The 11,825-nt window shown below is 66.8% G+C and carries 10 protein-coding genes and 1 pseudogene; 5 read left to right on the top strand and 6 right to left on the bottom strand.

What is annotated here, in order from left to right; all coding sequences use genetic code 11:
• Positions 1–33: 33 nt before the first annotated feature.
• Entirely contained in the window at positions 34–549 is a 516-nt protein-coding gene (locus AC1HIL_RS03870; RefSeq protein WP_057591849.1) for a polyhydroxyalkanoate granule-associated phasin, read from the top strand.
• Positions 550–558: 9 nt separating this feature from the next.
• Here the strand turns inward: AC1HIL_RS03870 and AC1HIL_RS03865 are convergent, their stop codons facing one another.
• The 6 genes and pseudogenes from AC1HIL_RS03865 to dnaA all read right to left on the bottom strand — a co-directional run bounded on the left by AC1HIL_RS03865 (position 559) and on the right by dnaA (position 8,770).
• Positions 559–1,806: a metallophosphoesterase gene (locus AC1HIL_RS03865; RefSeq protein ID WP_479671187.1), complete on the bottom strand. Its 1,248-nt coding sequence runs from the start codon at positions 1,804–1,806 to the stop codon at positions 559–561.
• A 119-nt stretch (positions 1,807–1,925) separates the two neighbouring features.
• Entirely contained in the window at positions 1,926–2,414 is a 489-nt protein-coding gene (locus AC1HIL_RS03860; RefSeq protein ID WP_057591851.1) for a hypothetical protein, read from the bottom strand.
• Between the two features lie 131 nt (positions 2,415–2,545).
• The gene (locus tag AC1HIL_RS03855) at positions 2,546–3,067 is read right to left on the bottom strand and encodes a hypothetical protein (protein WP_057591852.1); all 522 of its coding nucleotides are present in this window, start codon (positions 3,065–3,067) and stop codon (positions 2,546–2,548) included.
• 333 nt (positions 3,068–3,400) lie between these two features.
• A pseudogene (gene gyrB, locus AC1HIL_RS03850) lies at positions 3,401–5,920 on the bottom strand (DNA topoisomerase (ATP-hydrolyzing) subunit B); the annotation flags it as partial.
• A gap of 242 nt (positions 5,921–6,162) precedes the next feature.
• Entirely contained in the window at positions 6,163–7,269 is a 1,107-nt protein-coding gene (gene dnaN / locus AC1HIL_RS03845) for a DNA polymerase III subunit beta (protein WP_057591854.1), read from the bottom strand.
• A gap of 121 nt (positions 7,270–7,390) precedes the next feature.
• Positions 7,391–8,770 (bottom strand): chromosomal replication initiator protein DnaA, encoded by a 1,380-nt coding sequence (gene dnaA, locus AC1HIL_RS03840; RefSeq protein ID WP_057591855.1) that lies wholly within the window; start codon positions 8,768–8,770, stop codon positions 7,391–7,393.
• Between the two features lie 370 nt (positions 8,771–9,140).
• Here dnaA and rpmH point away from each other — a divergent pair, with 370 nt between their 5' ends.
• The 4 genes from rpmH to yidC all read left to right on the top strand — a co-directional run bounded on the left by rpmH (position 9,141) and on the right by yidC (position 11,759).
• A complete protein-coding gene (gene rpmH, locus AC1HIL_RS03835; protein WP_007834827.1) occupies positions 9,141–9,275 on the top strand; it encodes a 50S ribosomal protein L34 in 135 nt (44 codons plus the stop codon).
• 86 nt (positions 9,276–9,361) lie between these two features.
• Positions 9,362–9,784 (top strand): ribonuclease P protein component, encoded by a 423-nt coding sequence (locus AC1HIL_RS03830; protein ID WP_057591856.1) that lies wholly within the window; start codon positions 9,362–9,364, stop codon positions 9,782–9,784.
• Entirely contained in the window at positions 9,781–10,068 is a 288-nt protein-coding gene (gene yidD, locus AC1HIL_RS03825; protein ID WP_057591857.1) for a membrane protein insertion efficiency factor YidD, read from the top strand. Before AC1HIL_RS03830 ends, yidD begins: the two co-directional genes overlap by 4 nt.
• Positions 10,065–11,759 (top strand): membrane protein insertase YidC, encoded by a 1,695-nt coding sequence (gene yidC, locus AC1HIL_RS03820; RefSeq protein WP_479671186.1) that lies wholly within the window; start codon positions 10,065–10,067, stop codon positions 11,757–11,759. The genes yidD and yidC overlap by 4 nt, the downstream gene beginning before the upstream one ends.
• Positions 11,760–11,825: the final 66 nt, after the last annotated feature.

The raw sequence follows: 11,825 nt of genomic DNA, 5'->3' as shown, positions 1-11,825 counted from the left end.
ATCTTCTCCGCAGGCGTTTCGGCGCTCTCCACGATGCCGCCCTCTTCTCTTTCCTCTTCCAGCCTTTCGACTTGGCCGCTATGGCCGCTGCGCGAATGGACCGAGCTCGCGCTCAAGACGCAGGAAATGCTGCTGTCGTCTGGCACCGTGATCCGCCTGCGCACCGAGCGCATCGCGCAGGCGGGGCTCGCGCCGAGTGCCGACGACCTGGTCGAATTCCGGCGCATGGGCGACGAGAAGCTCGAGGCCGCGCATGCCTCGGGTTTCGCGATGGCGCGGCAATGGCACAGCAGCCAGATCGGCCTCGCGAGCCGCATCTGCCAGCAGTGCCTGCATGGCGCCGCGGCCTTTCTTTCGCTGGCCGGCAGCGTGACGCCGGCGCAGGCGGCCGAGCATGGCGATGCGCTGATCCGCGCCGCCTCGCGCGCCGCGCACGCGGCCCAGCGCTGGCCGAACAGCACGGCGCGCATCGCGAGCGAGGGATTGAAGCCGATCCACGCGGTGGCGACCGCCAACGCGCGGCGGCTCGGCGCGCAGGCCGAGGGCTGAGCGCCGCGCTCAGCCGCGCGCGGGCATCAGCGTCAGCAGCGTGATCTCGGACGGCGCGCCGAAGCGCTTGGGCGGGCCCCAGTAGCCGGTGCCGCGGCTCACGTAGATCCACATGTCCTGCAGCCGGTGCAGGCCCGCCGTGAAGGGCTGCTGCATCGGCACGAACAGGTTCCACGGGAAGAACTGGCCGCCATGCGTGTGGCCCGAGAGCTGCAGCTGGAAGCCGGCCGCGGCCGCCTTCGGCGCGCTGCGCGGCTGGTGCGCGAGCAGCACGCGCGTGTGCACCAGCGGCGGCGCGTCGTCGAGCGCGCGCTGCGGATCGCTCTCGTGCGAGGCGTCGAAGTGGCCCGCCGTGTAGTCGGTCACGCCGGCCAGCACCAGCTGGCTCTCGAAGGTTTCCTCGTCGTTCTGCGCGCCGCGCACGTTGCGCGTCTGCAGCACCACGTGCTCGTTGAGCAGCACCTGCAGCCCGAGGCGGCGCAGCTCGTCGATCCAGGCATGGGCGCCCGCGTAGTACTCGTGGTTGCCGGTCACCACGAAGGTGCCATGGCGCGCACGCAGCCCCGCCAGCGGCGCGATGTGCTCGCGCAGCTCGGGCACGGTGCCGTCGACGAGGTCGCCGGTGATCGCGATCGCGTCGGCACCGAGCCGGTTCACCGCGTCGACGATGCGCTGGATGTAGCTGTTGCGGATGGTCGGGCCGACGTGGATGTCGCTGAGCTGCACGATCGTGAAGCCCTTGAGCGCGGCCGGCAGCCCGCGGATCGGCACGTCGACGTGCTTCACGTCCGCGGTGCGGCGCGCATTGACGAAGCCGATCAGCGAGACCAGCGTGGCCAGCCCGAACACGGCCAGCGCGCTCCAGGGCCGCAGCGTGTCCCACGGCACCGCGAGGCCGGCCACGCGCTGCGCGACCCAGGCCAGCAGCAGGCCGGCGTCGCGCGCCAGCGTCAGCACGAACATCGACGAGAACCAGCCCATGCTCAGCAGGCCGGTCCATTGCAGTGCGCCGTGCAGCGGCTTCTTGCGCGGCGCGTGCCGCGACAGGAAGGGCAGCGGGATGGTCAGCGCCGACACCGCCAGCGCCAGCAGGCCGATCGGCCAGGCCGGCGTGAGCCCCGCGGCCGCGGGCAGCAGACGCAGGGCGATATAGGCATGCAGGAGCGCGGTCAGCACGCTCAGGGGACGGATCGGCATCGGGGCAATGGGTTCGGGCACTGCCCGGGACACGCCATCTGCAAGGCGCATGCCGTGCATTCAAGTCGCCGTAACGCTATTTTTTCAATAGCGCAGCATGCCCGGATATCGGGTGCCGTGCCGCCCGCGGCGAGGTGAGCGCATGCATCCGGCGCCTGAGCCGCCGTGGCTGCGTGCGCTTACTGCACCGCGCGCGTGCCCGCCGCGGCCATGTCGGTGCCCGCCGGCCAGAGGAAAGTGGCCTTGGTGGGTTCGCCGAAGACCACATGCAGCGGCTGCTTGAGCGTCTGGCCGCGCAGCGTGGCCTCGACCTGGTAGCTGCCGGGCTCGAGGCGCGCCACCATGAACGGTCCGCCCGCCACCACGTTGTCGAGCAGGGCCACGCCGCGGCCATCGCGCACCGTGACGTGGACGTCGGCCGCGAAGTCCGCGCCCTGGTGATCCTTGATCGCGAATTCGAAGCTCGCCGGCCAGCGCGGCAGGACCGTTTCCATCAGCTTCGCCTCGTCGCTGCCGATGCCGCCGCTCATGTACTCGATGCCATGCGACATGCGGATCGGCGGGTTGAACGCAGCCTGGGCCGAGGAGGCGAGCGCGCCGAACGCGAGGGCGCCGCACAGCAGGGCGGCGGCCAGGGGCCGCGCGCGCGGTGAAATCAGGGGGGTCATGGTGAGTCCTTTCTTTCCTTGCTCTCGTGGCGAAAAACCACGGCGCCACTGTGCGGCGCACGGCTTAGACAGGACTTAACGGGAACGGCGCGGCGGGTGGCCGCCGGCCGTGGACGCGGCTCGGTGGCGCCTCAGCGCGCGGCGCTGGTCTGCGCCATCGCCTGGGTTTCGGGCTGCGGCGGCAGCACCGAGGCCATGTCGAAATTCGACGGCCACATGAAGGTCGCCTTCGACGGGATGCCCGCGAACACCACCAGCGGCTGCGTCAGCGTGAGGCCGCCGAGCGTGACGTTGACTTCGTAGGCGCCCGGGTCGAGCCGCGCGAGCATGTACGGACCCTGCGACAGCGCTTCCATGATCGCTCGGCCGGTGTAGCGCTCGCGCACCTCGACCTTGGCGCGGGCCGGGAAGCTCGCGCGCTGCGCGGGGCTGCCGTTGATGCCCAGTTCAATGGTGGCGGCCCAGCGCGGCGACACCATCTGCATGAACGCGGCTTCGTCCTTGTTGCTGCCGCCGCACATGTATTCGACGCCCTGGGCGGTCTGGATGGGCGGATTCGGGGCAGCGTGGGCCGGAAGGGTCGCGCCGAGGAAGGCGGCCGTGCCGCACGTTGCGATGGCGGCCAGGGACCGGCTGAGACGCATGGATTTCATTGCTTCGGTGTCCTCGATCAGGGGTGACGCGGAATTCGTCGAGGATTTTGCTTAGCAAGACTCGGGCTAGATATAGCGTTTACGAGGAACGATCCTCGCCGAGGCTTTGAACGCTATTGTTTTAATAGCTGGTGACGGGCTTGTGACAAGCGTTTACAGAGTCTGTGGTCATTCACCCTCAGACAAACCCTTGGTCGCCCGCGCGAACCGCCCGCGTTGCGTGTGCGCACTCCGCCTGGAAGCGGCATGGGAATGGTGCGCGGACTTCGGGCGCCCATGAAAAACGCCGCCGGGTGCGAACCACGGCGGCGTGACGGCGAGGGCGGAATCGACTCAGACGTCGATGTTCGCCGCCCGCAGCGCGTTCTGCTCGATGAACTCGCGGCGCGGCTCCACCTCGTCGCCCATCAGCATCGTGAACACGCGGTCGGCCTCGATCGCGTCGTCGATCTGCACCTTGAGCAGGCGGCGCACGTTCGGGTCCATGGTGGTTTCCCACAGCTGCTCGGGGTTCATCTCGCCCAGGCCCTTGTAGCGCTGGCGCGCGGTGGCGCGCTCGGCTTCGCCGATCAGCCACAGCATGGCCTGGCGGAAATCGAGCACCTTTTCTTCCTTGGCGCGCTCGCCCTCGCCGCGGCGCACCACCGCGCCCTCGGGGCTCAGCAGGTTGCGGAAGGTGTCGGCGGCGCCGGCCAGCGCGGCGTAGTCGGCGCCGTGCACGAAGTCCTGCGTGATCACGCTGCTCTTGATGTTGCCGTGGTGGCGGCGGCTGATGCGCAACAGCGGCTTGTCGGTGCGCGCGTCGAACTCGTTGCTGACCTCGGCCGGCACGCCGGTGGTGTTGAGCTCGCGCAGCTTGGCCTGCAGCGCCACGGCCGAGGCCTCGGCCGCGGGCGTGGTGTCGAGGTCGAGCGCCACGCCGTCGGCGATGGCGCGCAGGGCCTCGGCATCCATGAAGTTGCGCAGCCGGTGGATCACGGCCTCGGCCACCTGGTGCTTGCGCGCCAGTTCGGCCAGCGTGTCGCCGCCGAGCGTGGTGGAGTTGGCGCCGCCGGTCTGGATGCTGGCGTCCTTCAGCGCGACCTTGAGCAGGAAGGCGTCGAGCGCATTGCCGTCCTTCAGGTACTGCTCTTCCTTGCCGACCTTGACCTTGTACAGCGGCGGCTGCGCGATGTAGATGTGGCCGCGCTCGACCAGCTCGGGCATCTGGCGGTAGAAGAAGGTGAGCAGCAGCGTGCGGATGTGCGCGCCGTCCACGTCGGCGTCGGTCATGATGATGATGCGGTGGTAGCGCAGCTTGGCGACATTGAAGTCGTCCGCGCCGCCGCCCGGCGTGCTCGCGCCCGCGCGGCCGATGCCGGTACCCAGCGCGGTGATCATCGTGAGGATTTCGTTGCTGGTCAGCAGCTTCTCGTAGCGCGCCTTCTCGACGTTGAGGATCTTGCCGCGCAGCGGCAGGATGGCCTGGAACTTCCGGTCGCGGCCCTGCTTGGCGGAGCCGCCGGCGGAGTCGCCCTCCACCAGGTAGACCTCGCACAGCGCCGGGTCCTTCTCCTGGCAGTCGGCCAGCTTGCCCGGCAGGCCCATGCCGTCGAGCACGCCCTTGCGCCGGGTCATCTCGCGCGCCTTGCGCGCCGCTTCACGGGCACGCGCGGCTTCGATGATCTTGCCGCAGATGATCTTGGCGTCGTTCGGACGCTCCTGCAGGTAGTCGGTCAGCAGGCGGCCGACGATGTCCTCCACCGGCGCGCGCACTTCGCTGGAGACCAGCTTGTCCTTGGTCTGGCTCGAGAACTTGGGCTCGGGCACCTTCACGCTGAGCACGCAGCACAGGCCCTCGCGCATGTCGTCGCCCGAGACCTCGACCTTCGCCTTCTTGGCGAGCTCGTTCTCCTCGATGTACTTGTTGATGACGCGCGTCATCGCGGCGCGCAAGCCCGTGAGGTGGGTGCCGCCGTCGCGCTGCGGGATGTTGTTGGTGAAGCACAGCACCTGCTCGTTGTAGCCGCTGTTCCACTGCATCGCCACTTCGACGCCGATGTGCGTGCCGGGGATGCCGCCGTAGGTGTCGGCCGGCTTCTCGCCCTCGGCATAGAACGAGTTCGGATGCAGGACGGTCTTGCCCTTGTTGATGAACTCGACGAAGCCGCGCACGCCGCCGGCGCCCGAGAAGTCGTCTTCCTTGCCGCTGCGCTCGTCCTTCAGGCGGATGCGCACGCCGTTGTTGAGGAAGCTCAGCTCGCGCAGGCGCTTGGAGAGGATCTCGTAGTGGAAATCGTTGTTCTCCTTGAAGATCTCGGTGTCGGGCAGGAAGTGCACCTCGGTGCCGCGCTTGTCGGTGTCGCCGATGATCTTCATCGGCGAGACCTCGACGCCGTTGACCGTCTCGAGCAGGCGGTCCTGCACGAAGCCGCGGCTGAACTCGAGCTCGTGGATCTTGCCTTCGCGCCGCACCACCAGGCGCAGCATCACGCTCAGCGCGTTCACGCAACTCACGCCCACGCCGTGCAGGCCGCCCGAGACCTTGTAGCTGTTCTGGTTGAACTTGCCGCCCGCGTGCAGCTCGGTCAGCGCGATCTCGGCGGCCGAGCGCTTGGGCTCGTGCTTGTCGTCCATCTTCACGCCGGTCGGGATGCCTCGGCCGTTGTCGGTCACCGAGATCGAGTTGTCGGAATGGATGGTCACGACGATGTCGTCGCAGTGGCCGGCGAGTGCTTCGTCGATGGAGTTGTCGACCACCTCGAACACCAGGTGGTGCAGGCCGGTGCCGTCGGAGGTGTCGCCGATGTACATGCCGGGGCGCTTGCGCACGGCCTCGAGGCCTTCGAGGATCGTGATCGAACCTTCGCCGTAGGAGTTGTCGGGCGTGATCTCGATCGGCACCGCGTTGTCGATCTCGGGTGTGTAGACCGGTTCGGTGTGCGGCACTTCCGGCTTGTTCTCTTCTGCGCTCATTCGGATATTCCTCTATCTCTCACGGGATTCACGGGGTCGCACCGGCTCTGGGGCACCCGGTTTTTCAGGCCTCTTGAAAGAGCAAACCCGCGGGGCTGCCGCGGGCTGTCTGCGCAAGGCGCTGTGGTGATGCGGGGTGACTAGATCCGCATCGGCATCACGACGTACTTGAAGGAAGCGTTGTCGGGGATGGTCAACAGCGCGGAGCTGTTGGAATCGGCCAGGTCCAGCTTCACCATGTCCTGGCCCATGTTGGCCAGCGCGTCGATCAGGTAGGTGACGTTGAAGCCGATCTCGATGGTGTCGCCGCCGTAGTCGATGTCGAGCTCGTCCTGGGCTTCTTCCTGCTCGGCGTTGTTCGAGGCGATGCGCAAGGTGCCGGGCTCGATGTTCAGGCGCACGCCCTTGAACTTCTCGCTGGTCAGGATCGCGGTGCGCTGCAGGCTGGCCAGGAGCGGCGCGCGGCCCAGCGTGACCGAGTTCTTGTGGTTCTTCGGGATCACGCGGTTGTAGTCGGGGAACTTGCCCTCGACCAGCTTGGTGACGAACTCCATGCCGCCGAAGCTGAACTTGGCCTGGTTGTTGGCGAACTGCATCTCGATCGCGCCTTCGGCGTCGGACAGCAGGCGCTGCATCTCGAGCACGGTCTTGCGCGGCAGGATCACTTCCTGGCGCGGCACTTCCACGTCGAGCGTGGCCGAGGAGAAGGCCAGGCGGTGGCCGTCGGTGGCCACCAGGCTCAGCTGCTTGCCCTCGGCGACGAACAGGATGCCGTTGAGGTAGTAGCGGATGTCGTGCACGGCCATCGCGAACGAGACCTGCGAGAGCAGGTCCTTCAGCGTCTTCTGCGGCACGCTGAACACCGGGCCGAAGTTGGCGGCTTCCTGCACCAGCGGGAAGTCTTCCGCGGGCAGCGATTGCAGCGTGAAGCGGCTCTTGCCGCCCTTGAGCACCAGCTTGCTCGCGCTCGATTCGAGGCTCACGGTCTGGTCGGCCGGCATGGTGCGCAGGATGTCGATCAGCTTGCGCGCGCCGATGGTGGTGGTGAAGTTGCCTTCGTCGCCGCCGAGCTCGGCGGTGGTGCGGATCTGGATCTCGAGGTCGCTGGTGGTCAGCTGGATCTGGCCACCGGTCTTGCGGATCAGCACGTTGGCGAGGATCGGCAGGGTGTGGCGCCGCTCCACGATGCCCGCCACCGACTGCAGCGCGGCGAGGACTTTGTCTTGTGTTGCCTTCAGGACGATCATGTCTTCTACCTCTTCTCTTATCTCTTTGAATCAGCTTGGTCGATCAGGGCCCCACCGCCCCGCGCAGACCGCCATTCTCCGCTGTCGCGGCGTCCGGCCTGGTTGACTTTGGTTTTCAGTTTCAACCCTTGAGCGTCTGCTCGAGCACGTGAAGCTGCTGGTTGAGCTCGGTGAGCTGCTGGCGCTCGCCCGAAATCTTGCGCACCGCGTGCAGCACGGTCGTGTGGTCGCGGCCGCCGAACAGCTCGCCGATCTCGGGCAGGCTCTTCTGCGTCAGCTCCTTGGCCAGGTACATCGCGATCTGCCGCGGCCGCGCGATCGAGGCCGGGCGCTTCTTGCTGTACATGTCGGCGACCTTGATCTTGTAGTAGTCGGCCACCGTCTTCTGGATGTTTTCCACCGAGATCTGCCGGTTCTGGATCGACAGCAGGTCGCGCAGCGCCTCTCGCGCCAGGGCGATCGAGATCTCCTTCTGGTTGAAGCGCGAATAGGCCAGGATCTTGCGCAGCGCGCCCTCGAGCTCGCGCACGTTGGAGCGTACGTTCTTGGCCACGAAGAAGGCGACTTCCTCGGGCATCTCGGCGCCCTCGACGCGGGCCTTGTTGATCAGGATCGCCACGCGCATCTCGAGCTCGGGCGGCTCGATCGCCACCGTGAGGCCCGAGTCGAAGCGCGAGACCAGCCGCTCGTGGATGTCCGCGAGGCCCTTGGGATAGGTGTCGCTGGTCATCACGATGTGCGACTTCTTGGCCAGCAGGGCTTCGAAGGCGTTGAAGAATTCTTCCTGCGTGCGGTCCTTGTTGGCGAAGAACTGCACGTCGTCGATCAGGAGCAGATCGAGCGAGTGGTAACGCTCCTTGAACTCGTCGAAGGTCTTGCGCTGATAGGCCTTGACCACATCCGAGACGAACTGTTCGGCGTGGATGTAGAGAACTTTGGAGTCGACCCGGTCGGCCAGCAGCCGGTTGCCCACGGCGTGCATGAGGTGGGTCTTGCCCAGGCCCACGCCGCCATAGATGAAAAGCGGGTTGTACAGGTGCCCGGGCATGCCCGCCACGTGCATCGCCGCGGCGCGCGCCATGCGGTTGGCCGTGCCCTCGACCAGGGTGTCGAAGGTGAGGCCCGAATTGAGGCGGTTCTTGAAGCCGGCGGCCGGCGGTTCCTCGCCCGGGCCGGCCACGTCGCGCGGTACGTCGGTTTCGGTCATGACCGCCACGGGTGCAGCGCGCACGGGGATTTCCCGAGGAGCAAGCGCTAACTCGATGGCGACGGGCTGGCCGTAGATCTTCTCGGCCATGCCGGCGATCTTGCCGGCGTACTGGGCCCGGATCCAGTCGAGCTTGAAGCGGTTGGCGACGAACACCGTCATGCGCGAGAGGTCGTCGGCGACCTCGGCGGTGAGGGGCTTGATCCAGGTGTTGAACTGTTGCTCGGACAGCTCCTGCGCGAGCTGGTCGACGCAGGCCTGCCAGAGGCTTTCGCCGATGCCGTCAGTCGACATGGGCGCTCGGATTTTGGATGGTTCCCTCTGCCATTTTTTGCTATTTGTATTGTGGATATTCTCTGCTGGAAGGCGCCGCGCATTCTAACTTGTCAAAACCTTATCCACATACCCTGGACGGCTGGGGAAAGGCCCGCAAAGTCGCTCGAAGATTGTTGTGGGGCCGAATGTTTGCGATAATTGCGGGTTTCCCTGAAAACCTCTTTGCGTCTTTCGGGGTCCGACCGAAACCACCGGCTGAGCCCAGCGAGGCCGGAACCAACCGCACCCAGCGCCTTTCGCGCATTCCTCGCCTGTCGAGCCCATGGATTCCCCATGGTCCGACGACCGCGGAACTGCCGAAGAAACAGGGGAATCAGGAAATCTCATCATGAAACGCACCTACCAAGCATCCAAAGTCCGCCGCGCCCGTACCCACGGCTTCCTGGTCCGCATGAAGACCCGTGGCGGCCGTGCCGTCATCAACGCACGCCGCGCCAAGGGCCGCAAGCGCCTGGCCGTCTGACGCCCGACCCACGGCAGTTGCCAGCAGCAGGAACGCCCGGGCCAGCTTCGACGGCTCGCGCCAGCGGCGTGTCCAGTCCGGCTCCCATGCAGCGGCTCAAGACCCGCGCGCAATTCCAGGCCGTTCTCGCAGGTGCCACCGTGGCCCGCACTGCCCATTTCGCATTGCATCGCTGCGCGCTCGATTCCGAATCGAGCGCGCAGCTTTTTGCGTCCGACGATGTCTGGCTGGGCGCGATGGTGCCCAAGCGCTGGGCGCGCCGCGCGGTCACGCGCAATGCGATCAAGCGCCAGATCTACAGCGTGAGCGCCCTGCCCCACGCGGGTCTGCCGCGCGCGGCGCACGTGGTTCGCCTGAAGTCGGCCTTCGACCGCAAGGAATTCGTGAGCGCCTCGTCCGAGCGGCTCAAGCGAGCCGTGCGGGCCGAGCTCGAACTGTTGCTGGAGCGCGCCGCGCGCCCGGCACCGGCGCGCGCGCCCGCCGCGCCACCCGCACGGTCTTCGCCATGAAACGCCTGCTGATCGGCCTCGTCAAAGGCTACCGCCTGCTGCTGAGCCCCTGGCTCGGCCAGTCGTGCCGTTTCGAGCCGACCTGCTCGGTCTATTCGATCGAGGCGCTCGAGGTGCACGGCGCCCTCAAGGGCAGCTACCTCACGCTGCACCGCATCGCGCGCTGCCAGCCCTGGTGCCAGGGCGGGCACGATCCGGTCCCACCGAAATCACAGCGTCGCACGGACCGGTCAGGCTCGCTGTTTTCGTCTCTTCTCTCCTCCGACAAGAAGTCTTCGTCATGAACGATATACGCCGCACGATCCTGTGGGTGATTTTTGGGTTCTCGCTGGTGCTGCTGTGGGACCAATGGCAGGTCTTCAACGGCAACAAGCCGACCTTCCTGCCCTCGACCAAGCCTGCCGCCACGGCGCCCGTGCCCACCACCGGCGCCGCCGCCGCCGGCAGCAGCGTGCCCAGCGCCAGTGCCGCACCGGGCGCCAGCGCCGGTGCCGTGCCCACGCAGGCCGCGGCCGCCGCGCCGAAGGAACAGGTCACGGTCACCACCGACCTGTTCAAGGCGACCATCGACAGCGAAGGCGGCACGGTCAACTACCTCGAGCTGCTGAAGTACGACGAGAACGACCGCACCAAGCACGTGGTGCTGTTCGAGAACGGCTCGCCCGCCACGCGCTACCTCGCGCAGACCGGCCTGCTGAACCAGGTCGATACCGGCGAGCGCTTCCCGAACCACCTGACGCCGATGGCGCCCAAGGCCGGTCCGCGCGAAATGGCCGCCGGCCAGAACACCCTCGAGGTCGGCTTCGAGAGCGCCCCCGTCGGCGGCCTCAAGTACGTCAAGACCTATGTGTTCCACCGCGGCGACTACGCCATCGGCGTGCGCCATGAAGTCGTCAACGTGAGCGACCAGCCGCGCGACGCGCAGCTCTACATGCAGCTGCTGCGCCACGGCACCGTGGCCTCGAGCACCATGTTCGGCACCAACACCTTCACCGGCCCGGCCGCGTACACGAACGAAAAGAAGTTCCACAAGCTCGCGTTCACGGACATCACCAAGGGCAAGGTCGAGCCCCCGCCGGCCGCCAACGACGGCTGGATCGCCATGGTCCAGCACTACTTCGTGTCGGCCTGGCTGCTGCGCGGCGACCCGGCGAGCGAAGGCCTGAAGCGCGAATTCCGCGTGAAGGACCTGGGCGACAACCTCTACACCATCGCCATGGTGGCCACGCTGCCGAAGATCGCCCCGGGCGCGACGCAGACGGTCAACAGCACGCTGTTCGCCGGTCCCGAGGAAGAGAAGAAGCTCGAAGCCATCGCGCCGGGCCTCGACCTGGTCAAGGACTACGGCATCTTCGCGATCATCTCGAAGCCGCTGTACTGGCTGCTCAACCAGCTGCACGGCCTGATCGGCAACTGGGGCTGGTCGATCGTGGCGCTGGTGGTGCTGCTCAAGGCCGCCTTCTACTGGCTCAACGCCAAGGCCTACGCGAGCATGGCCAAGATGAAGGCCATCAACCCGAAGATCATGGAGATGCGCGAGCGGCTCAAGGACAAGCCGCAGGAAATGCAGCAGGAGATGATGCGGATCTACAAGACCGAGAAGGTCAATCCGATGGGCGGCTGCTTCCCGATCCTGATCCAGATCCCGGTGTTCATCGCGCTGTACTGGGTGCTGCTGTCGTCGGTCGAGATGCGCCACGCGCCCTGGATCGGCTGGATCACCGACCTGTCGGCACCCGACCCCTGGTACATCCTGCCGATCGTGATGACGGCCACCTCGCTGCTGCAGACCTGGCTGAACCCGACGCCGCCCGATCCGATGCAGGCCAAGCTGATGTGGATCATGCCGCTGGCCTTCAGCGTGATGTTCATCTTCTTCCCGGCCGGCCTGGTGCTGTACTGGATCACGAACAACATCCTGTCGATCGCCCAGCAGTGGGTGATCAACAAGCGGCTCGGCGTGCTCGGCAAGTAGGCCGGCGCGACGTCACCGTTTTCCCCGAGGGGCCGCGCGAGCGGCCCTTTGTCGTTTTTGCTGAAA

The organism is Variovorax sp. ISS6, from assembly GCF_056523145.1.
Note: the sequence above shows the minus strand (reverse complement) of the source record. Positions and strands in the feature narration are given on the sequence as shown.